This window comes from Bradyrhizobium sp. LeoA1Lang (assembly GCF_055413685.1).
The window spans coordinates 1-20,915 of sequence record NZ_JBVAPG010000113.1; the positions used below are offsets into that span (position 1 = coordinate 1).

General features: G+C 61.8%; 19 protein-coding genes. 14 read left to right on the forward strand and 5 right to left on the reverse strand.

Translation table 11 applies throughout. The features are described 5' to 3' along the window. Positions 1–499: 499 nt before the first annotated feature. The 3 genes from ACZYOF_RS30010 to gspD all read right to left on the reverse strand — a co-directional run bounded on the left by ACZYOF_RS30010 (position 500) and on the right by gspD (position 4,511). Entirely contained in the window at positions 500–1,438 is a 939-nt protein-coding gene (locus tag ACZYOF_RS30010; protein ID WP_463718027.1) for a hypothetical protein, read from the reverse strand. Between the two features lie 168 nt (positions 1,439–1,606). Continuing rightward, on the reverse strand, positions 1,607–2,137 hold the full coding sequence (locus tag ACZYOF_RS30015) for a tetratricopeptide repeat protein (RefSeq protein ID WP_394570251.1): 531 nt from the start codon (positions 2,135–2,137) through the stop codon (positions 1,607–1,609). A 13-nt stretch (positions 2,138–2,150) separates the two neighbouring features. Next, positions 2,151–4,511, reverse strand: a complete 2,361-nt coding sequence (gspD, locus tag ACZYOF_RS30020) for a type II secretion system secretin GspD (RefSeq protein WP_463718028.1) — start codon at positions 4,509–4,511, stop codon at positions 2,151–2,153. Positions 4,512–4,805: 294 nt separating this feature from the next. Here gspD and ACZYOF_RS30025 point away from each other — a divergent pair, with 294 nt between their 5' ends. The 10 genes from ACZYOF_RS30025 to ACZYOF_RS30070 are packed head-to-tail and all read left to right on the forward strand — an operon-like array spanning position 4,806 to position 12,966. Next, the gene (locus ACZYOF_RS30025) at positions 4,806–6,485 is read left to right on the forward strand and encodes a GspE/PulE family protein (protein ID WP_463718029.1); all 1,680 of its coding nucleotides are present in this window, start codon (positions 4,806–4,808) and stop codon (positions 6,483–6,485) included. 4 nt (positions 6,486–6,489) lie between these two features. Then, entirely contained in the window at positions 6,490–7,701 is a 1,212-nt protein-coding gene (locus ACZYOF_RS30030) for a type II secretion system F family protein (protein ID WP_463718030.1), read from the forward strand. Positions 7,702–7,717: 16 nt separating this feature from the next. After that, positions 7,718–8,233, forward strand: a complete 516-nt coding sequence (gene gspG / locus ACZYOF_RS30035; protein WP_245476401.1) for a type II secretion system major pseudopilin GspG — start codon at positions 7,718–7,720, stop codon at positions 8,231–8,233. Then, positions 8,226–8,690, forward strand: a complete 465-nt coding sequence (locus ACZYOF_RS30040) for a type II secretion system protein (protein ID WP_130580406.1) — start codon at positions 8,226–8,228, stop codon at positions 8,688–8,690. The genes gspG and ACZYOF_RS30040 overlap by 8 nt, the downstream gene beginning before the upstream one ends. Next, positions 8,671–9,075, forward strand: a complete 405-nt coding sequence (locus ACZYOF_RS30045) for a prepilin-type N-terminal cleavage/methylation domain-containing protein (protein WP_463718031.1) — start codon at positions 8,671–8,673, stop codon at positions 9,073–9,075. The genes ACZYOF_RS30040 and ACZYOF_RS30045 overlap by 20 nt, the downstream gene beginning before the upstream one ends. Further along, positions 9,072–9,803, forward strand: a complete 732-nt coding sequence (locus tag ACZYOF_RS30050) for a PulJ/GspJ family protein (protein WP_463718032.1) — start codon at positions 9,072–9,074, stop codon at positions 9,801–9,803. Before ACZYOF_RS30045 ends, ACZYOF_RS30050 begins: the two co-directional genes overlap by 4 nt. Continuing rightward, a complete protein-coding gene (locus ACZYOF_RS30055; protein WP_463718033.1) occupies positions 9,781–10,695 on the forward strand; it encodes a type II secretion system minor pseudopilin in 915 nt (304 codons plus the stop codon). Before ACZYOF_RS30050 ends, ACZYOF_RS30055 begins: the two co-directional genes overlap by 23 nt. Then, on the forward strand, positions 10,695–11,768 hold the full coding sequence (locus ACZYOF_RS30060) for a PilN domain-containing protein (protein ID WP_463718034.1): 1,074 nt from the start codon (positions 10,695–10,697) through the stop codon (positions 11,766–11,768). The genes ACZYOF_RS30055 and ACZYOF_RS30060 overlap by 1 nt, the downstream gene beginning before the upstream one ends. Next, entirely contained in the window at positions 11,765–12,334 is a 570-nt protein-coding gene (gene gspM / locus ACZYOF_RS30065; RefSeq protein WP_130580401.1) for a type II secretion system protein GspM, read from the forward strand. Before ACZYOF_RS30060 ends, gspM begins: the two co-directional genes overlap by 4 nt. Further along, positions 12,334–12,966, forward strand: coding sequence for a hypothetical protein (locus tag ACZYOF_RS30070; protein ID WP_463718035.1), 633 nt, complete (start codon positions 12,334–12,336; stop codon positions 12,964–12,966). The genes gspM and ACZYOF_RS30070 overlap by 1 nt, the downstream gene beginning before the upstream one ends. Before the next feature lie 124 nt (positions 12,967–13,090). On the opposite strand, the gene ACZYOF_RS30075 is transcribed toward ACZYOF_RS30070, so the two are convergent. Further along, the gene (locus ACZYOF_RS30075; protein WP_463718036.1) at positions 13,091–13,582 is read right to left on the reverse strand and encodes a prepilin peptidase; all 492 of its coding nucleotides are present in this window, start codon (positions 13,580–13,582) and stop codon (positions 13,091–13,093) included. Between the two features lie 228 nt (positions 13,583–13,810). Here ACZYOF_RS30075 and ACZYOF_RS30080 point away from each other — a divergent pair, with 228 nt between their 5' ends. The 4 genes from ACZYOF_RS30080 to ACZYOF_RS30095 all read left to right on the forward strand — a co-directional run bounded on the left by ACZYOF_RS30080 (position 13,811) and on the right by ACZYOF_RS30095 (position 19,236). Beyond that, positions 13,811–14,602 (forward strand): EfeM/EfeO family lipoprotein, encoded by a 792-nt coding sequence (locus ACZYOF_RS30080; RefSeq protein ID WP_463718037.1) that lies wholly within the window; start codon positions 13,811–13,813, stop codon positions 14,600–14,602. After that, positions 14,599–15,975: a cytochrome c peroxidase gene (locus ACZYOF_RS30085; protein WP_282530635.1), complete on the forward strand. Its 1,377-nt coding sequence runs from the start codon at positions 14,599–14,601 to the stop codon at positions 15,973–15,975. The genes ACZYOF_RS30080 and ACZYOF_RS30085 overlap by 4 nt, the downstream gene beginning before the upstream one ends. Positions 15,976–16,338: 363 nt before the next feature. Further along, positions 16,339–18,447 carry an alkaline phosphatase family protein gene (locus ACZYOF_RS30090; protein ID WP_282530634.1) on the forward strand — a complete coding sequence of 703 codons (2,109 nt, stop codon included), beginning with the start codon at positions 16,339–16,341 and terminating at the stop codon, positions 18,445–18,447. 117 nt (positions 18,448–18,564) lie between these two features. Beyond that, positions 18,565–19,236, forward strand: a complete 672-nt coding sequence (locus ACZYOF_RS30095) for a hypothetical protein (RefSeq protein WP_463718038.1) — start codon at positions 18,565–18,567, stop codon at positions 19,234–19,236. A gap of 4 nt (positions 19,237–19,240) precedes the next feature. Here ACZYOF_RS30095 and ACZYOF_RS30100 read toward each other — a convergent pair whose 3' ends face one another. After that, positions 19,241–20,590: a cytochrome c peroxidase gene (locus ACZYOF_RS30100; protein ID WP_282530632.1), complete on the reverse strand. Its 1,350-nt coding sequence runs from the start codon at positions 20,588–20,590 to the stop codon at positions 19,241–19,243. Positions 20,591–20,915 lie beyond the last annotated feature (325 nt).

Genomic DNA, 20,915 nt, shown 5'->3' on the forward strand with positions numbered 1-20,915 from the left:
CAGCCCCACCTCCATCGACATAAGACCGCTCTCCACAAGACTGCCTCCCGCCAGGGAATCAGTCTTCGCCGATCTTCGCAACAAAGATGTGTGCATCAAATAGCCGGTCACCGGGGAGAGCACGAAGTAAGCCGTAAACCATCGCGCAGGGAAAGCCGGAATGCTTCGGTTGAACCTGTGGTCCTACCCCCGTGCTTTTTGTTGCACGGGGCCCATGGGTGCAACCGGCACCCGGCTTTCCCTGCGCCCTCTGTTCAATGAGAGGGTGGAACGAGACGCAAAGCTCGGACGCAAAGCGCCGCGAGAAGGCGGACTCACATCCTCACGCTGTTTGTTGAATCCGAACCTCTCCCCACGTCGTCCCGGGCTTGACCCGGGACCCATAACCACAGGATTTCGTAATGTGCTCCGCTGCAACCGCTTGCTCGCGCCACAACAACTCCCTGTGGTTATGGGTCCCTGCCTTCGCAGGGACGACAGTCGCTCGCCGTCGCCGTCCTCAAGTCGGCGCGTAGGCCACACGAAAATATCTGTCCTCGCGGGCACCTTGCGGCAAGCTGCAAACCGCTGCCGGGCAGTTCGCGGCCGCCGCCTCGGTGCGATATTGCGGCAGATGACCGTCGAGCGAATAGGCGACGCAAAGCGCGAGACTGGCCCAGACGGCCGCGCTGAAATAAAGCGACATCCAGGCAATCTCGTCCTTCCAGTGCTCGAAATCGTGCGTCACGACCCAGCGCGTGCTCACGTCGTGGAGCCCCTCGAGAAAACCGAGAAGCTTGCTGCCATCGGCAAGACCGGCCTGCCATCGGCTCAAATACATCGGCACGTCGATCGTGATGAGAAAGGCCAGATAACCCGCAATTCCCACGATCGCGACGATGAGGGCGATGCGAACCGGACCGTTGAATTCAGGCAGCAGCCGGCAAAGGCCAACCCCCACAACGAAGAAGGCGATCGCCCATATCGAGTTCTCGATGGCATTGCCCAGATAGTTGGTGGAGACCACGGCGTACCATGAGAAGCACTCGGCAATGAGGATCAGGGGGACGATCAACTGCGCGGCGTTCAACGTGGTGTCCGCGCCGGTCATCCCGCCCAATTGGTTGAGGATGATCGCCCACTGCACCGCAAAGCAGATCTCGGCCACGGTCGCCACCGATCGGCCAACGAAGACGCTCGATAGCCAGGTGTCGACCAGGCAGATGCGCTGAACATCCGCGCGCGGCAGCAGCGACCTGAAGGCGCAGCCAAAGACATAGGCCGCGGACAGCAGGAACATGGACTGGGTGCTGGAGCTGCTGACTAGGCCACCCGAGGGAACTTTGTGAAACTCGCCGTACAGCAAGAACCAAAGCGCGATGTTGGCGCCGCTGATAAGGGCCAACAGACCCCACCACCGAACCACCGGATTTGGCCGCGCCCGCCACTCCATACTCATGGGCCCTGCTCCCGCGCAGTCGAACTGACATGCAACGGTAGCAATCCTGTCACAAATCGCAACCCATTGCGACGGGCTGCCGGAGGGTTGACGCTTCTGTGACACGGTCGGCAGCGCGGCCCCGTCTCTTCACGAGACGGACGGCGCAGCGGATGCGTTCAGCCAACCTTAGTGCGACAGTCGCAGGGCGGGCGCAGGAAACGCCGGCGCCCAGTTCAGCGCCAGCCGCTGGCCGATCACGATCTCATCGGTCGACATTTTTGAAGCGACTGCGTTGCGGAACCGTGCATAGGCATCCCGCTCGCGCCCGCTGGTTCGCGCCGCCGCGAGATTGAGCCACTTATAGGCGAGGACGAAATCCTGCGGAACGCCGTGGCCCTTGTCGTACAAGAGGCCAAGCATGGCTTGCGCGAATGGATTGCCCTGAATGGCGGCGCGGGCATAGAGATCGGCGGCGGCGTCATAGGCTTGCGGCGCGCCGAAGCCGTGCTCATACATGAAGCCGAGCAGGCCGAGCGCGGTTGCATTCTCGCGTTCGGCCAGCGGTGCAAGCTCTCGGAACGCGCGAATGTAGTCGCCGCGATGGAACGCAGCGGTCCCGCGCGACAGACTGCTGGCGCCGACCGGCGCGGCGGCAGTTGAAAGAGCAACGGCCAGCAGCGCGAGGAGAAATCGGCGCGCGGCGCGGATGCTCAGCATTCTGTGGTCCTGCTCAATGGAAGCTGGTCGTGATTGCGGCGTTGGTCGGAGTCGTGGCAATGCTGCCGCGCAGCTTCGATCGGAGTTCTTCCGCCACGACGTGAGCATCGGAGCCGTCGCGGATGATCTGCGGGCGGATGAAGATGATCAACTCGGTGCGCTGGGTGCTGTTGCTCTGGTGTCCGAAGGCATCGCCAAGGCCCGGAATCTGGTCGAGCACCGGGATGGCGCTGCGGGTGCCGTTCTGCTGTTCGCTGATCAGGCCCGCCAGCAGCACGGTCTGACCGTTCGCCACCGAGATCTGGCTCTTGACCCGCCGCTCCGACACCGTCGGCGTCAGGCTGTTCGCACTGGCTGCGGGCACGTTGCTGATCTCCTGCTCGACGTCGAGCCGAACATTGCCATTGACGCTGATGCGCGGCGAAACCCGCAAGATGATGCCGGTGTTGCGATAGTCGATCGTGTTGACGACGGTGTTGTTCGTCGTCAGCACCGTCGCACTCCCGGTCGACACCGGCACGACGTCGCCAACTTGCAGCGTCGCCACCTGGTTGTTGATCACCACCAGCGACGGGTTGGAGAGCACCTTGACGCTGGTGACCGCATGCAATGCATCGAGGATCAGGCTGGGCTGGGTTTCCGACCCGATCAGGAAGTTGAAGCCGGGGAAGGCCCGATTGATGAAAGCGTTGGTGACCGATCCGGCGACGGTGGCCGCGCCGGTCGTCGGGTCGGTAATTGTCGTCGGCGCCGCGGTGGCCTGGGTGTTGAGAACGGAGCCCGTGTTCGGCTTCAACCCGACATTCCGGCTCGTCAGGTAGGCTTGCACGCCATAAGACAACGTATTGTTCAGCGTGACCTCGGCAATCGTCGCATCGATCGCGACCTGCAACTGCGGTTGGTCGATCTGTACCAGCGTGGATTCGATGATCCGGTAGTTCGCCTGGTCGGCGTAGATCAGCAGCGTATTGTTGACGGTGTCGGGCGTGATCCGCACGTCCTGCATCATGGGCTGGCCGTTTCCGGAACCGCGGCCGCTGTCGAGCGGAGCGCCACCGCCGTTTTGATTGGGACTGGCAGGCTGCGCGCCGAGGCCCCCGTTGCCACCGAGGCCGGGCGTGCCATTCATGCTCAGATTGCCGCGCGAGGCAAAGCCGCCATTTGTGTTTGATCCCAAATTGCCGTTGAGCGAGAGCCGATCCCCGGCGCTTGAAGTTGCCGCGATTCCGGAACCCGGCGCGATCTGGCTGTCGGCGCTCTCGGCCACGCTCGACGACGATCCGCCGAGGAACATATCCGTCAACACCCGCGCGATCTGGCGGGGGTCGCCGAACTTGACGCGATAAACGTGGACAGTGGTCCGCGCGGTATCGTTTCGATCAAGCCGCTTGATCCAGGTCGCCGCCGTGCGAAGCATGTCCGGCTTCTTGGTCACCACCAGCACCGCGTTGAGGCGGGCAATCGGCAGGAACTTGATGATGTTCTGACTGAGGCCGTTCTCGCCGGAATCGACGATCTTCTCCATCTCGGCGATGATCGGCGCCGGCGAGCCGCTCGAGATCGGGAATATGCCGACGGATTGGCCGCGCATCCAGTCAACGTCGAAGCTCAGCACCGTATCGACCGCGGTGCGGCGCTCGGCGCCGGTTCCTTGAATCAGGATGAGATTTCGTGTCGTATCCGCGCGCACGGCGCCGGCTTTGGTGGCGAAGCTGTCCATCAGCTTGAGCAGGGTTTGCGCCGACACATATTGTAAGGGCACGACCGAGACGCCGAACCCGGGTTCGGGATTGCCGCTTGCCGTATCGACCCGGCCGCCGCCGACCGCGTCGCCGAGTGGCGTAAGCCGGTAGCCGGTCGTATCGCGAAGCAGCACGACGCCGCTCAATCTCAAGGCATTTTCCAGCACGAACACGATGTCCGACTTCGGCACTGGACGGACCGACACCAGGCTCACCGTGCCCTGCACCCGCGGGTCGATGGTGTAGCCGACATGCAGTATGTCGCCGAGCACGACCTTGGCGACGGTCGCAACCGGCGTGTTCTCGAAGTTCAGATCGAAGCCGTTGCCGTTCGCTGTCGGCTGCAGCCGCTCGTCCGACACCGCCGTGACTTCGGCTCCCTCATACATCGCCGCGCGAACACTGCCATTCTGAGCGCCAGCGGCGCCCAAGGCGTTCACGGGTTGCGATTGCCGCGGCAACAGATCAAGCGAGCGTACCTTGTCGGAGATGTCGACTTGAGCCGCATCCACGCCTCCGCCAACCGTTGCGGAATTGCAGGACGCCAACAGCCCCAGCGACAGCAATGCAAAAGCGGCGGCAATGCCGCCGCGAATCCGTTGGTAGCGGCCCAGCTTGCCTACGCGCACCATAACTTCTTGCCAGTTCCGACTGGAGGATGTTCGACAATCCGCCCCTGTCCCCTCGAATTATTAGCGAGCGAACATGACAGAAATAAATTGGTTGCGTGATTGTTGCCCTGGCTACCATTCTGCGATGCACGCCGAAGCATGAAAATGAGGCAGCAATTCAAATCGGGGAGGGCAGTCTCAAAATTTTCTTTAGCGATGAGCAAACGCCGCATTCGTATGCCTGTCATACTTCGGATCGATAACAACACGCCTGACGTCCGCGCTGCTCCAAACCAATGTGACGGATAAGACGAAATGGCCAGCGATCGGTCCTCGCAGTTCGTCGACTACCTCCGTCAGAACAAGCATTTGACGCCGGTTGATGGTGAGACGGATCCGGCGGGACAGAGCGGCTCCGATCGCCGTCACCACAAGGTTTGGGAGATCACCAATCTCTCGCCCGCCGAGTTTGCCGACGAGGCCGCCCGCTTTTTCGAGCTCGGACGCATGACCCTGCAGGAGATGATGTCGGCGGCGCCGCTAGTAGCGTCGTTCTCGCAGCGCTTCCTGCGCGAGACCATGGTTTATCCGTGCACCACCTCCGATGGAACGATGACGCTCGTGGTCGTCGATCCGACCGATCAGGCGACGCAACGCGCGGCGCAGATCGTGCTCGGCACTGCCGTCATGATCAAGATCGCAACCTCGGAGGACGTTGCCGTCGTCCTGGATCAACGGCTGAACGTCGATGACATGGACGCGGCCGGACCGGCGGCAACGCTGCCGCGCGAGGACGACATCGAGAGTTTGCGCGATCTTGCGAGCGGCGCGCCGGTGGTTCGCGCGGTCAATGATCTGCTAGAAAAAGCTGTCGAACTTCGCGCCAGTGATATCCACATCGAGCCGTTCGCTTCCAGCCTCGTGGTCCGCCTGCGCATCGACGGCCTGCTTCGGCCGGTGGCGGCGCTATCCGGCGTGCTGCCGCAAGCCGTCATCTCCCGCATCAAGATCATCGCCAATCTCAACATCGCCGAGCGCAGGCTGCCTCAGGATGGTGCGGCGCGGTTGCGGGCAGGGCGTACCGACATCGACATCCGCGTCGCGATCATGCCGACGCAGCACGGCGAATCGGCCGTCATTCGCATCCTGCCGAAGGATCGCGGATTGCTGGTCGTGGAAAAATTGGGATTCTCCGCGCCAGACGAAAGCAAGCTGCGGCGGCTTCTCGCATTGCCGCACGGCATGATCGTCATCACCGGTCCGACCGGTAGCGGCAAGACGACGACACTTGCCACGATCCTCTCGATCCTCAATGAGCCGACGCGCAAGATCCTGACGATTGAAGATCCGGTGGAATACGAAATTCCCGGCGTCAATCAATCCCAGATCAAGCCCGCGATCGGCCTGACCTTTGCTACCGCACTGCGCTCGTTCGTGCGCCAGGACCCGGACGTGATCATGGTCGGCGAAATTAGAGATTCCGAGACCGCACATGTCGCGATCCATGCCGCTCTCACCGGCCATCTGGTGCTGACGACGCTGCATACCGAGACGGCGGCCGCGGCGGTGCCGCGCCTGCTCGACCTCGGCGTCGAGGGCTATCTGCTCCGCTCGGTGCTGCGCGGCGTGATCGGACAGCGTCTTGTCCGGCAGCTATGTGAACGCTGCAAATCAGGACGGACGCTTGGGCCCGCCGATTTTGCCGAGGATCCGCGGCTTGTCGCATTCGAGTTCCGCGCCGGTGAAACGATCCAGGAGCCTTGCGGGTGCGAACGTTGCGGCGGCACCGGCTATCGCGGCCGGCTTGGTGTTTTCGAGCTGCTCGAAGTCTCCAACGAATTGCGCGAACTAATCGGGGAGAAGACCGACGGACTGAAGATCGATGCGATGGCGATCCGCGCGGGGATGACGACAATGCTCGACGACGGCATCGCCAAGTGCCGCACCGGGCTGACGTCGCCTGCCGAAATTCTCCGCGTCACGACCATGCGGTGACCACGTGCCGAATTTCCGCTACCGCGCCCTGACCCAGAACGGCGAGATCGTGAACGGCACGATCAGCGCACCGACGGCCGCCGAGGTCGCGCGCCGGATCGAATATCTGCGGCTGCTGCCGATCGAAACCATCGAAGACAAGCGGGCGTCCCACAGTTCGGGAGGTCACGGCCTGTTCGGCCGGCCGAGTGCTGCCGAGATCACCACGTTCACACGCGACCTTGCGCTGCTGCTCAAGGCCGGCGCGCGCCTCGACGATGCCCTCGAACTGCTGTCCGGCGATGCCGATGTGGGACGGATGCGCCCCGTGGTGGCGAAGATCCGGGCGGCTCTGCTTGCCGGCGAGAGTTTCGCCGATGCGGTAGCCGATCATCCGAACTTGTTTCCACCGATGTATGGTGCGTTGGTGCGCGTCGGCGAAGTCTCCGGCACGCTCGATTCCGTGCTGGAAATGCTGGGCGCGGAGCGCGCGCGTTCCGAACAGATGCGGCGGAAGCTCACTGACGCCATGCAATATCCCGCCTTCGTACTGGTTGCGGCGTCGGGCGTGATGCTGTTCTTTCTTCTGTTCGTGCTGCCGCAATTCTCGACCGTGCTCGGCGATTTCGGCGCGAAGTCCGATACGGCGCTCGCCTCCTTCATCCAGTTGTCCGATTTCCTGCGCGCCAATGCGACGGCAGCCATGTTGGTCGCGGCTGTGGTCATCGCGATCGTCTGGTGGCTGTTTCGCCAGGCAAGCGTGCGCGCGGCAATGGTGAACGGGTTGTCGCAGCTCCCCCTTATCGGCAATATCTTTCAGTTCTATGGCGCCAGCCTGTTCTGCCGCAATCTTGGTGTCCTGCTCGGCAGCGGCGTCAATCTCACGGCCACCTTGCGTATCCTGGTCGACATCATGGCGGTGACAGGAAGCGAAGCGAGCTGGACGGCCGCTGCCGATCGCGTCCGGCATGGCGGGAAGTTGTCGGAGGCGCTTGCCGTTGCCAACAGCCTGCCGCCGATGGCGGTCCGCATGCTTCGGCTTGGTGAAGAGACGGGGCAATTGCCGGTCCTGGCGGGACGGGTCGCCGAATTCTACGAAGCAAAACTGCAGCGCAGCCTTGACCGTATCGTCGGCATCGTCGGACCGCTTGCGATCATCACGATCAGCACGGTCGTCGGCGGATTGATCGTGTCGGTCATGACGGCGCTGCTGTCGGTCACGCAACTTGTCGGTTAAGAGCAAGGGTTACATCATGATTGCGCTCAAGAGTATTTCTGAATTGCTCGTCACTCGCTTGGATCAAGGCGCCGCCCGCGAGAGACGCGAGCACGCCTATCGCGGTCAAGAGGGTTTCACGCTGGTCGAGATGTTGGTCGTGATTGCCATCATCGGCCTGATCATGGGCTTGATAGGTCCGCGTGTGCTCAATTATCTCAGCGAGTCCAAGGTCAAGGCCGCGCGCATCCAACTGCAGAGTTTCTCGAGCGCGCTCGACCTGTTCTATCTCGACGCCGGCCGGTTTCCTTCGTCTGCTGAAGGTCTTGCCGCGCTGGTGCAGCGGACGCCGGGGCTTGCCGCCTGGAATGGGCCGTATCTGAAGGGCGGCAATGTCCCGAAGGACCCCTGGAATCACGCTTACGTCTATCGGTCACCCGGCGAGCATGGTCCCTATGACATCGTCTCCTATGGCGCCGATGGCCAGGAGGGTGGCAGCGGCAATTCCGCCGACATTTCCCTCGAAAAGACGACAGCCTCCCGAGATGAATGACGTCACGCAGCGCGGTTTCACCTTGCTGGAGATGGTGTGTGTGCTCGCCATCATCGCATTGCTGGCTGCCGTGCTGCTGCCGTTCATTCCACGCCAGACATCGCGGTCGCGTTTGCAAGCCTATGCGTTGCAGACCGCGACGCTCCTGAAAGCCGACCGCAACGCCGCCATCAATCGCAATACCAGCATTGCGACGCTGGTCGACGCGCCGAGCCGCGTGATCCATTCCGGTTCGTCGCGATCGACGGTCCGCATTCCCGAGGACGTACGCTTCGATGCGCTGTTGCCGCAAACCTGCCAACGGCAGGCTGCGCTGTCGACCATTCGCTTCTTCGCCAACGGCAGCTCATGTGGCGGATCCATCGCGCTGACGCGGTTCGACGCCGGCTATGAGATTCGCGTCAATTGGCTTACCGGAAGGGTCGAGGTTGTTTCCCGTGACACCGCCACCAACTGATCGCCCCGACGCGGGCTTCACGATCATCGAGGTGCTGGTGGCGCTGGCGGTGGTGGCCGTTTCCATTATCGCGATCGGCACCGTCATGGCCGGCAACATGCGCGGCGTGCGGGCATTGGAGCAGCACGTGGCGCTGATGCAGGCGGCGCGCACCTTGATGACGGTGGGCGTTCCGCCTCGCTCGGAATTGCAGCAGGGCACCTCGACGGGCCAGGCCGAGGGCTATCGCTGGACCATCGACGTCAGTCCGCTTGGCGACGATTGGAATGTCCCAGGCGCCAATGTGCCATGGACGCCCGAACTGGTTCGCATTCGCGTCAGGTCGCCCACTGGTGCGCTGTCCGATGTTCGGACCGTGCGCTTGATGCCGAGGCCATCAGAATGAGCCCGGCATCGGTAAAGCGACGCGCGCATGAGAGCGGATTTACGTTGATAGAAACCATCGTCGCATTGGCGCTGATGGGGTTACTGCTGTCGGCGCTCGCGACCATCACCGCGCAGTGGCTGCCGAACTGGAACAAGGGATTTGGCCGGATCCAGCGCAGCGAACTGACAGGCATTGCGCTCGAGCGGATTGCCGCGGACCTAGCCGCTGCCGAATTCGTTCCCGCCAACCGCGACTCGCGCCGGCCGCTGTTCGACGGATCGGAATTGTCTGTCATGTTCGTGCGAACGGCGGTAGGCCCGAACGCCGGGCCAGGGCTCGATGTGGTGCGTCTCGGCGAAACCAAAGATCGCGGCGAGTTCGTCACGGTCCGCTCGCGGGCGCGCTTCACGCCGTTGCCCGTTGGGCTGTCGCTGTCGGAACAAGCGCATCTCGGCGACCCGGTGGTGCTGCTGCGCGCGCCCTTTCGTCTGTCATTCGCCTATGCCGGTCCCGATCACGTCTGGAAAAGCACGTGGCGAAACGCGGACCGGCTGCCGGCGATGATCAAGCTGACGGTGCGTGATGCCGCGAGCCAGCGCGTGCTGTCGGTCTCGACGATCGCGCCTGTTCATGTCCAATTGCCGAGCGATTGCATGAAGCCGGACGGCAAATGCGACGACAACAAGGGCAACACGCAAGGTGCTGCCGAGCCCGGAGGACGTGATGACGGCGATCACCGCACGTAGATCCTCAGGCAAACGCGGCTTCGTCATCGTCGCCGTGCTTTGGATTCTGGCGGCGCTGTCATCGCTAGCAATGATCTTTGCCGCCTATTTATCGGCGTCCACGCGGGCGATCGCGGTCAACGAGACTGCGCTGCAGACCGAGGCGCTGGTATCCGCCAGTCTCGAGCTGACCGCCTACCAACTGGCGTTGGCGGACGAACGTACAAAGCCTCCGCATGGAGCCTTTCACTTCCGGATGGATGATGCGAGCGTCCAGGTCGCCTTCACTTCGGAGGCCGCCCGCATCGATCTGAATCTCGCTCCGAAGGAGATGTTGGCCGGCCTGTTTACCGCGCTCGGCGCCGGCAAGGATGCGGCCCTCGAATATGCGGATCGGGTCGTCGGCTGGCGAACCCGGCCCGTTCCCGGCAGCGCCAACGAGGAGGAAGCGCGTTACAATTCGGCCGGCTACTCGCCGCGGCAGGCTCCGTTTGTCCATGTCAATGAATTGGCGCTGGTCGTAGGCCTGCCGGCCGCGCTGGCGGAGCGTGCGCTGCCGTTCGTGACGGTGTTCAACGGATCTCCCGATGTCGATCCGACGATCGCGGCGCCGGAGGTCATCGAGGCCATGCCAGACAAATCTGCGAACAAGCAAGATCCGTTCAGGGGTAATTCGGCTTCGCAGAACGCCGCCCGGCCTGCGTCGCAGCCGTCCGATTCGGCGAAGAACGATGCTTCGACCGCGACGAGCCCTTGTTATCGCGTTGAGACCACGATCCGCTTCCGCAATGGTCGCCGCACCACTTCGGAGGTCGTGATCGCCATGGGCGACAAGGTCGAGCCCTATCGGGTGCTGTCCTGGCAAGATGACGTCGCACCGCGAAACATCGTTTCGCGCCGCGGGAGCACGTGATGGCGATGATCGCGCAGAGCAGGGAGTGGTTCGAGCAATGGATCGCGGCGGTTGCCGGTGCGGTCGACGGCGTCGCGGACAGGCTGGTGCGTCAGCGCCGCATCCAGCTTGACGAGAATGCAGACGGCACATTCACCGCGAGCATGGCTGCATCGAAAGACAGCCACGCTCCGACAATTCTCGCCTTCCGTATTCAGCACGGCACGCCAGAGCCGCCATTGCCGGCGCAGTGGAGCGCAGCCTTTAAGGGCAGCCGTGTCGAGGTACAATTGCCGCCCGACCATGTCATGACTCGTCCGCTCGACTTTCCAATGCGCGCGGCCGACTTTCTCGATGGCATGATTCGCTCCCAGGTCGACCGCCTGACGCCATGGGGCGCAAGCGAGGCGGTGTTCGGCTGGAGTTCTCCGGTTCCAGTTGCTGACGATCGGATCGAAGTTGCCTTCAGTGCGACCTCGGCGTCGAAAGTCGATCCGTTGGTGCAGTTGGCCGACAGGCTGGGCGCTGCTTCCGTCTCTATCCATGCGCCGGCCGCAGGCGGCAGCGGCGCGCCGATCCGGGTGAAGCTGCTCGACAAGCGGCTTCGCAGCATGGCGGGGCCGAATGTGCCGCGCCTGTTGCGCGTCGTCCTGATCTCGACCGGCATTGCAGCCGCTGCGTCGCTGTTCCTCAGCATCTATCTCGGCGGTTCGCTGCAATCTGAACAGGAGGATATCCAGCGGCAGATTTCGCAGCGCCGCGCGGCATTGCGGGTTGACGCCAATGGCATGGCATCCGGAATTGGTTTGTTGGCAAAGCGCAAGCAGACCACGCCATCGAGCGTGATGGTGCTGGAAGCGCTCTCGCGCGTGCTGCCCGACACGACCTATGTGACGGAGCTGCGCATCGAAGGCGACAAGGTGCAGGTCGTCGGCATGACCCAGGACGCACCGTCGCTCATTCGCCTAATGGAACAGTCGCCGCAATTCACCCGCGCCACATTTTTCGCACCGACGACCCGCGCGGCGAACGAGTCCGGCGAGCGCTTTCACGTCGAGGCCAATATGTCAGCGTATTTTGGATCCGGCTCATGAACGCGTCGGCCCGGTCATTGAAGGCAATCAGCACCTCGCCGTTCGTGGCAGCCGCAACCTATGTCGGACTACTGATCCTGCTGCTGTTCGTGGCCGTATCGTCGCTATCCGATCTTATCGGTCAGCGTAACGAACTCGCCGCGTCGTCGGCGATGCTGGCGCAGTTGGAGGGGCGCACGCCCAGAGCAGGCGGGGGGCCCGGTGAGACGATGCCGGCGGGCTCGGCCTATCTCGAAGGTGCCACGGTCACGGTTGCCGGCGCGACGCTGTTGCAGCGCGTGGCGGGTTCGGTGACGAAATTCGGCGGCAACGTATTGTCGACCCAGCTCGATGTTCCCAACACGCCTGCGAAGGCCGGCTTCATCAGCATGGTCGCGAGTTTCGAAATCGAGCAACAGCAACTGCAACAGGTGCTTTACGACCTTGAGGCCGGCATGCCGTTCTTGTTTATTGACCAGCTCGTCGTGCAGACCATCCTCGATGGGGCGAAAACGAACTCGGGCGAAGGCCCGGGCAAGCTGCGCGTGCTGCTGGGCGTCTCCGGACAGTGGCGGGGGGCCAAGTAATGCGTTTGGCAGTCATCGTCATGAGCTTCGCGTTGTCGGTCCAATCCATGGCGGCGGCCGCGCCTGATGCATCCGGCGATGCACTTGACGCTGGGCTATTGGATGACACGCGGCTGGGCGGACCCGTCCTGACATCGCCGCCACCTTCCGAACCGGTCACGACGGTGCGCACGGTTCCACCACCGGCGGCGCCGGTCCGGCCACTCAGTGCCAATCCGTTGTGGGGCATTCCGCTGACGCAACTGTCCAACACACGCGAGCGTCCGGTGTTCTCGCCCTTACGGCGACCGCCGCCCGTGGCCGTCACCGAGCCTGTCGTCACCAGACAACCTCCGCCGCCGCGGAAGAAAGAGGCCGAACCTCCGCAATTGTCGCTCGTTGGCACCATTGCCGGGGACGACGAAGGCTTCGGCATTTTCCTGGATCAATCAACCAATGCTGCGTTGCGGCTGAAAGTCGGCGAAGATTTTCAGGGCTGGAAGCTGAGTGCGATTCGCGGCCGGGAGGTCACGATGGAAAAGGACGAACAGGGCGCCGTGCTTACACTGCCGCCGCCAGGTGGCGAGGGGGGTGGTGAGGTCCATCTCGTCCCGGTGAGCACGATCAGAACGCCTTTGGTGACGCGGCGCTAGAGTTTCGATTTTGATTGAGTCAGAACCGAAGCTCTGGATTCTTGTTTCGACGCGTTTCTTCAGGCGAACCGGTATCCACCCTCGGATCAAGTCCGAGGGCATGCTTCGCTCCAAAACGCTCTCACTAGTTCATGCTGAGCCATCGCTGGAAGGCCGGCGTCAGCAGCAGGCCGAGCGCCAGGAACGGGCCGAATGGCATCGATGTCTGGCGCTTCATCTGGCGCCCGGCGAGTTGCAGGCTGCCGGCCGCCGCAAGCGCACTCAAGGTGGCAATCAACAGCAACGTTGGAATGCCTGTCATGCCGACCCAGGTCGCCGCGGCTGCGAGAAATTTGACATCGCCAAGCCCGAGCCCCTCGGCTTGTCGCAACAGAAAATAGAGGCGCCGCAACAGCAAGAAGATGACAGAAACCGCGGCAGCTTCACCGAGCGCCTCGAAGCCGTCTGTCGGGTTCCCGAAGACAATGGCTTGGGCAACACCAAGGACGGCAATCGCAAGATTCAACCCATCCGGAATGATGCCGTGACGAAGGTCGATCAGTGCCAGCGCGCAGCACATCGCGCCAAGGGCAACGTAGAATCCGAGGAACTGCACAGCTTCACTGGCGATTGGCATGAGCGCTACGATGAATAACGAAGTGTGTGAGTGCTTACCACAGAATTTCGTTCGTGCTCAGCAGCTCAATTTTCAAGCAACCGGCACAAGCAGGAGCGGTCTTTCGAGAATGTGATCGTCGGAAAAACTCTGCACAGCAGAAAACCGCAACGTGCAATCAGCCTGTCACAAAACCGCATAGGAAGCTGACAATATTTCCCGTCGCTGCGAGCGATAGCTGATGCGTGAATGACGGTGAATAAAATGCGAGTGGCGACATGCCTTGCTTTGCTGGTGATGTTGAGCGGTCTGCGTTCCGCAGACGCTAGCGTCCTTGATGAAGGCGCCGAGCGCTATCGGCCTTACATGATCGAAGGCATTGATAGCGCGTTGGCGGGTGCGCGAGCACTGCGTGAAAGGGCTGCAGTAAGGGATCTCGCGGGCGCGAAGAAAGCCTGGATTTCGGCTCGCGCCGGCTGGGAGCGCTCCGAAGTCTTTACGACCGGCTTTGTGCCTGAGCTTGACGCGAAGATCGACGCCTGGCCGAACGCCGACAGTGGGTTCCATGCCATCGAAGCGAAACTGTTCGGCGCAGGCCAGACCGACGTCGACAAAGATGCTGCCGCGTTGGTCGAACATCTGAACGATCTGCACGTCAAGCTTAAGGACATGCAGCTCACGCCCCAGGGCCTGCTGGATGGGACGGCCCGGCTCGCTTACGAAGTCGGGGAAAGCAAGGCCGATGGTGGCGAGTCTCGCATTAGCGGCACCTCGCTCGATGACATGCGTAACAACATCGCCGGCATCGATTTCGCCTATCACACGATTTTCTCCGCGGCCCTCAACACGGCGGACGGCAAGCTCGATGAAATGGTGACGAATCGAATCGAGCTGCTTGAAGCGATTGTCGCGGCGCCGGACTTGCCGCATGTCGATATCCCGCGGTTGCGACGCGCCAGCGAGGAGCTGGTGGTGGCGCTGCAGACTGCTTCGGCAAAGCTTGGACTGCAACGGTCGACGCTGGAGGCCCAGGTGCGATGAATTCGCCTTGGCTGCGGCTGACGGCGCTTGCGTCCGGTCTGCTTGTCGTTGCGTCGCTTGGACGCGCGCTGGCTTTTCCCGTCGACGGCAATCAGACTGTTCTGCCGACAAAGACCGAGCTGAACGAGGATGCGCTCGACAAGCCGCGCGAGGTGTTTCAATCCGAACGCACCGGTGCGAAATCGTACATGGTGAATCTCGGCGACCTCGCGTTCAATTCGCCGGCAATCCTGGGCGAGGTGGCACGGCAAGCCGGTGTGAGCTGCGGCACCTGCCACGTCAACGGCGTCGGCAACGCCAAATTCTTCATGCCGAAGATGTCGACGCGGCCCGGAAACTTCGATGTCACCGGCCCCTTGTTCAATCCGAAGGCGAACAATCTCGTGCTCGATCCCGTGAGGATTCCGAGCCTGCGCGGTGCGCGCTATCTCGCGCCCTACGGCAGCGACGGGCGATCGGCGTCGCTGCGCGACTTCATCCGCAATGTCATCGTGAATGAGTTCGCCGGGCCCGAGCCGTCGCCGGCGATCATCGATGCCATCGTCGCCTATGTTCAGGACGTCGACTTCCTGCCCAATCCGAGCCTCGGTCCCGGCGGCCGGCTGGTCGGCAATGTCAGCGAGTCCGAACGTCGCGGCGAAGCCTTGTTCTCCAAACCATTTCTACATGATCCCGGCTTGAGCTGCGCTGGCTGTCATGTCCCGTCGGCTGCCTTTGTCGACCACCAACAGCACGACGTTGGTTCCGGCGGACTGTTCAAGACGCCGACGTTGCGCAACGCGGATTTCAACGCACCCTATTTTCACGACGGTCGCTTCGACAGCTTTGATCAGGTCGTCGATCATTTCGACCGCACATTCGATCTTGGCCTGTCGTCGCAGGACAAGCGCGATCTCGTGGCCTATCTCACAGCGGTCGGAGATGGCGTGCAGCCCTATGAGCGCGACGACGCTGGCGCGACGCTGAAGGAAATCAATGACTTCAACATGGTGCTCGCGACCGCGATTCCCTCGGGCGATAAGGCGATTGTCGCGCTTGCCGTCGACACCATAGGCCAGGAGTTGCGCGAGCTCACTGAGCGATATCCTGATCGAAAGAACACCAGCGTGTCGGGCGGCGCGCAGCAGCGCGTCATGGCGCGCAACAGTCTCAAGGAACTCGTCCTTATGCTGCGGCGAATCGATATCGCCGTAAGCGAAGGCCGCAGTGCTGACGCCGCGACTGAGTTCAGGAACTATCGCTATCTCATGGCCGCGGCTGTCCCCGCGCTGCTCGCGGGTGCCGAACGATGGTCGCTGTTCAACCAAGATGTACATGATCAGCACTACGCGGCGCTGCGCCAGGTGATGCAGTCGAAACATCTGTCTCACTAGAGCATGATCCGGAAAAGTGGGCACCGGTTTTTCCGAAAAAGATCATGCTCAAACAAAGAGCTAAAGCGAGATGACGATTCGAAGAAAAGTCATCACGCTTTAGGCCACTGCTGCGAGGCACGAATTCGCCTCCGCGGAAATCCTCGCGCGATCGCATCGCGTGCATCACTTCCAACAATTCTTGTGCGCTGTCGTGCGATGCGAATGGCATCGGTCGCGATGCATGCATCGTCGCCGCAGATGCAGCGCAGAGAATTTTTTGAACGAGTCAAAATTTCTCGCGCGCTTTCACAGCAACGATAAGCGTGCGTCATGTTGCCGCATTAGACAATGTGTCGCCAACCACAACCTTTGGAGTCGATAATGACTTTCAATCATAAGAAGAACTGGCGAACCACCACGGCACTTTGCGTCATCTCAACAGTCGCTGTCGCAACAGCCGCCTATGCAGCACATTATCCCGGCGGACGAAGTGATTGGGACAAGCGCTCGCATCACAATCATTTCGCCCACGACAATCAGGGCAACGATCACGACGGGAACGGTCACCACGGTGACAACGGTCACGATAACAATGGCCACCATGGCGACCACGGTGACAAGGACAATGATCCGGCTGACAAAGTGAAGACCGCATCGCCGATCAAGCACGTCATCATCCTGATCGGCGAAAATCGCGGGCTCGACCACACGTTCGGAGTGTACAAGCCGAAGGGCAGGGGACAGACGATCTCCAACCTGCTGTCCAAGGGCATCGTCAACGAGGATGGCTCGCCCGGTCCGAACTTCGCGCAAGCCCAGCAATACTCGGTCGCCGCGCAGTCCTCTTTCTATATTGGTGCGCCGACGATCGCGAAGTCGCCCTACAGTGCGACCAATGCAATGCCGCAGCCGAACACGGCGGGCACGCCAACCGGGCAGAGCGATGCGTCACCTCCGTTCAAGACGATCGCCGAAGCCAGCGTCGAAAAGGATATGGATTCGAGCGACCTCGATATCCTCACGACCGGCTTCAGCGGCCTGCCGACTGGCGCGCTTGATACTCGCGTTCCCGGCGCTGGTCACTTGACCGGACCGTTCGCGCTGCAGGGTGAGCAGATCAGCGACGACGACTACACCGGCGACACCACGCATCGGTTCTATCAGGACTGGCAGCAGGAAGACTGCAGTGCGGCCAGCGCCACGAAGGCCAACAACTCCGGCTGCCTCAGCGACCTGTTTCCGTTCGTGATGGCGACCTACTCGACGTCCAACAAGAGCATGGCCAACTCGATGGGCTTCTACAATGCCCAGCAGGGGCAGGCCCCGATCCTGAAGATGCTGGCTGATCGCTTCACCCTGGGCGACAACTTCCACCAGTCGTTCCATGGCGGCACCGGCGCCAACCACTTCATGCTCGGCACCGGTGACGCGGGCTTCTGGAGCGACGGCAAGGGCAACCCGACCACGCCGCCTGCAAACCAGATCGCAAACCCGAATCCGGCGTCCGGAACGGTGAATCGCTACACGGTGGACGGCAACTTCAGCGATTGCTCGGACGTGTTCCAGCCCGGCGTCAAGCCGATCGTGACCTATCTGAACAATCTGCCGTATGCGGCCGAGCCGAACTGCAAGCCCAACCACTACTATATGCTCAACAACACCGATCCGGGCTATCTGCCGAACGGTGCGCTGGCGGGCGGAAGCAGCATGCCGCCGTCGTCGGTGCGGACCATCGGCGATGCCCTGATGGAGAAGAAGATCTCCTGGGCCTTCTATGGTGGTGCGTATAACGACGCCGTGGCGCTTTCGAACGCCGCGGTTGCCGCCAACCCGACCAATCCGGATCTCACCGCGGCTGCGCTCGCCGATCCGGCCCACGCGCTCGGTGTGGCCTACTGCCAGATCTGCAATCCGTTCCAGTATGCGACCTCGATCATGGCCAACCCGACCGTGCGTCAGGCTCACATCAAGGACACTGCCGATCTGATCACGGCGATCCAGAACAACACCCTGCCTTCGGTGTCGTTCGGCAAGCCGGATGGTCTGCTCGACGGCCACCCGCAAAGTTCGAAGGTCGATCTGTTCGAGGCCTATGCGCTGAATGTCCTGAACGCGCTGGACAACAATCCGGAGCTCAAGGCGGAGACCGCGGTGTTCATCACCTGGGACGAAGCCGGCGGCTACTGGGACTCGGGCTATATCCAGTCGATCGATTTCTTCGGCGATGGAGCGCGTATGCCGATCCTCATCCTGTCGCCCTATTCGACCGGCGGCAAGATCTACCACAACTACGGCGACCACGTTTCGCTGCTGAAGTTCATCGAACGTAACTGGAGCCTGCAGGCGCTGACGAACCGCAGCCGGGACAATCTGCCGAACCCGACATATTCGCGGAACAACGAATATGTGCCGACCAACAGCCCCGCGCTTGCTGACATGTTCGATGCGTTCGACTTCAGCAAACCGGTCACGCTGTCCTATACCGAATAACTAAACAGCGTTCCAAGAACGACAGATCTGAAGATGGTGCCGATCGAACCGATAGTTCGGTCGGCACCACCGCATTTTTTTGCGCCGCGCCGAGGTTTTCCGATGGATCGAGACCGGATGACTACGTTGGGGAACAAGAGGCTGCGAGCATGCCTGCTTGCCTTGGTCGGTTCGGCGCTCGCCGGCGTTTCAGCATCGGCGCAGCAGTTTTCCGCCGACCTTGTCACCAGGCAGGGTGAGAAGGTCGTGCGGGTGGGAAGCCAGCGCGTGTCTGAAAGCAAAGTGAGGATAGAGACGACCGATTTCGCCGATGGCTTCTTTCTGGTCGATGGGGCAAAGCCTGCGGCCACTTTCGTGCGGCCGCATGCGAAAGTGTTCATGGACGCGATGCAATCAAGTCCGCTTACGCAGATGTTTGTCCCGGTCGATCCTGACGAGCCCTGCCGGCAGTGGCGGGCAATCGCGTCGCTGGCGGCGCCGGTGGATCCCGATAGATGGCATTGCGGGCGCGACGGGGAAGGAACAGTAGGAGATCGCAAGGCGGACACCTATCGGATCGTCGCGGCTTCCGGCGGCGGCTTTGTCGGATGGGTCGACCGGGAGCGCAAGTTTCCGGTGCAGATCGAGACCGTGGACGGGACGATGATCGCCGTCGAGAACATCCGCGACGAGCCGCAGCCGGCACAATCGTTCGAAATTCCCCCCGGCGCGCGCAAATTCGATCCGCGGGCGTTGATCGATCGCATCCGGCAGAGCGACGTATGGGTCGCTCCGCCTGGCGCGGAGTGAGCGGCTACTGCGATTGCTTGGCTGTCGATTGCAGCATCCGTCCAAGCGCCGCATAGTGCGACTGGTGAATATTGGCATTGAACAGCGACCAGGGTTCGGCCTTTTTCAACGCGACCGGGACGTCAAAGGTCGCGAGCATCGAGAAAGTCTCGTATTCGGCCATGGCCTCGTCGAGATGGCCGGCAGCGACCGCAAGATCAATCCGGCGCAGATTGAGCACCAGGTCCTTGACGGCGGTGCGTGCCGCGAGCCGTTCTTCCTGACCCCCGACCGAAGCATACCTGATGTCCGGAATATGCTCGGTCAATTCACGCAGCTCGGCGCCTACGCCAGTGACCGCCAGCGAGACCACGGCTGTATCCGCGGCGGGAATGGCCAACTCGAGGACGCTCGCCAGTTCACGCACTTCCTTCATCCGGATCGCCACGCCGTCCTTGTCGAAGGGGCGGTCGCCGTCGCCGATCGCGGTCAGATAGGCGACGAGGTTCTGCGTGTCCTGCGATGAGAGACCGAGATCGAATATGCGGTCGAAATGTCCGACCACTTCTTCATAGGTGTCGTACCGGCCGTCGTGGAAGTAGGGCGCGTTGAAGTTGGCGTTGAGCAAGGTCGGTGTCTTCACCAGACCGCCTGAGCCCACGTCGTGGCGGGCCTGGTCGGTGAAGACACCCGTTGGAACATGGCAGGTGGCGCAGTTGAGTTGGGGTTGGTGCGGAAACGGCTTGAAGAACAGTTGCTCGCCGTGGCGCTCGGCAGCACTCGCCTGTGCGGTAAGCATGCCGCCGGGCGCGAGCCTGGGATTGGGTAGAAAATCGATGTCGTTGATGTAGGCGACAAGGCCGTCCAGGACGGCATCGCTCGGTCGCGGCCCCTGAAACTCATTGACGATCACATTATATATGAAGTCACGCAGCGAGGTTATGCGGCCGTCATGCCCGTAAGGCGCCAGGAAGCGCGCGCCGCGCAGGCTGGGGATCCGGACCGGATCGAGAATGCTGTTGAATGCCTTTGGATTGAACATCAGGCTGGTGGTGTCGAAGGTGCCGGGGCGCGAGGAGGCACCGGGAACGAACAGTTTCGGATTCGATGTCCCGTTGACGTGACAGGTGCCGCAGCTCATTTCCGCCTGTCGCGCCTTGCCGCCCAGGATGGAAGGCGAGTTGAATGCGAGATCGCCAAGGTTGACCAAATAGGACTTGTGCCCGCCCATGGCCTCCGAGTGGAACAGTTCGCGCGGCTTCGCCAGCGCTTCCTCGGAAAACTCCGTCCCGCTCGGCAAGACCGTCTGATCACCGCCCAGCGGAAACGCCTCTATCTGCAAGGGGACGAGCACCGCAACTAGCGCGATCAGCACAATCAAAGCGCACGAAGTGATGCGATGCGTGGCAGTCGCACGATTTCGGTGCGAGCGGCACGCAAGAATGTCCTTGGTCATCACGACAAAGCCCCTGCAGCAATTTATTAGTTGGGCGGTCTGTGAACAGCAGATGTCGCACAGATGACAGTGTCCCTGCTCGCGAGACCGCAGCAGGATTGGATAGACAAAACTTGTCGTCGGTTTGATGACACTCAGATGGCAGAGCACACCTCGATATCCGTCTAAGAATGGCGCTGAGGTCTCAGCGTGTGCGCGACTCTCACATTGTCGGAAAACAGTCATCGGATCGAAATGTGCGGCA

What these genes read in the sequence shown, in the direction of transcription:
- ACZYOF_RS30050 (WP_463718032.1), top strand. Translation starts at nt 9,072, where the DNA reads ATGAGCCCGGCATCGGTAAAGCGACGCGCGCATGAGAGCGGATTTACG.
- ACZYOF_RS30055 (WP_463718033.1), top strand. Translation starts at nt 9,781, where the DNA reads ATGACGGCGATCACCGCACGTAGATCCTCAGGCAAACGCGGCTTCGTC.
- ACZYOF_RS30015 (WP_394570251.1), bottom strand. Translation starts at nt 2,137, where the DNA reads ATGCTGAGCATCCGCGCCGCGCGCCGATTTCTCCTCGCGCTGCTGGCC.
- gspG (WP_245476401.1), top strand. Translation starts at nt 7,718, where the DNA reads ATGATTGCGCTCAAGAGTATTTCTGAATTGCTCGTCACTCGCTTGGAT.
- ACZYOF_RS30040 (WP_130580406.1), top strand. Translation starts at nt 8,226, where the DNA reads ATGAATGACGTCACGCAGCGCGGTTTCACCTTGCTGGAGATGGTGTGT.
- ACZYOF_RS30060 (WP_463718034.1), top strand. Translation starts at nt 10,695, where the DNA reads ATGGCGATGATCGCGCAGAGCAGGGAGTGGTTCGAGCAATGGATCGCG.
- ACZYOF_RS30080 (WP_463718037.1), top strand. Translation starts at nt 13,811, where the DNA reads ATGACGGTGAATAAAATGCGAGTGGCGACATGCCTTGCTTTGCTGGTG.
- ACZYOF_RS30010 (WP_463718027.1), bottom strand. Translation starts at nt 1,438, where the DNA reads ATGAGTATGGAGTGGCGGGCGCGGCCAAATCCGGTGGTTCGGTGGTGG.
- ACZYOF_RS30025 (WP_463718029.1), top strand. Translation starts at nt 4,806, where the DNA reads ATGGCCAGCGATCGGTCCTCGCAGTTCGTCGACTACCTCCGTCAGAAC.
- ACZYOF_RS30070 (WP_463718035.1), top strand. Translation starts at nt 12,334, where the DNA reads ATGCGTTTGGCAGTCATCGTCATGAGCTTCGCGTTGTCGGTCCAATCC.
- ACZYOF_RS30075 (WP_463718036.1), bottom strand. Translation starts at nt 13,582, where the DNA reads ATGCCAATCGCCAGTGAAGCTGTGCAGTTCCTCGGATTCTACGTTGCC.
- ACZYOF_RS30090 (WP_282530634.1), top strand. Translation starts at nt 16,339, where the DNA reads ATGACTTTCAATCATAAGAAGAACTGGCGAACCACCACGGCACTTTGC.
- ACZYOF_RS30095 (WP_463718038.1), top strand. Translation starts at nt 18,565, where the DNA reads ATGACTACGTTGGGGAACAAGAGGCTGCGAGCATGCCTGCTTGCCTTG.
- ACZYOF_RS30085 (WP_282530635.1), top strand. Translation starts at nt 14,599, where the DNA reads ATGAATTCGCCTTGGCTGCGGCTGACGGCGCTTGCGTCCGGTCTGCTT.
- gspD (WP_463718028.1), bottom strand. Translation starts at nt 4,511, where the DNA reads ATGGTGCGCGTAGGCAAGCTGGGCCGCTACCAACGGATTCGCGGCGGC.
- gspM (WP_130580401.1), top strand. Translation starts at nt 11,765, where the DNA reads ATGAACGCGTCGGCCCGGTCATTGAAGGCAATCAGCACCTCGCCGTTC.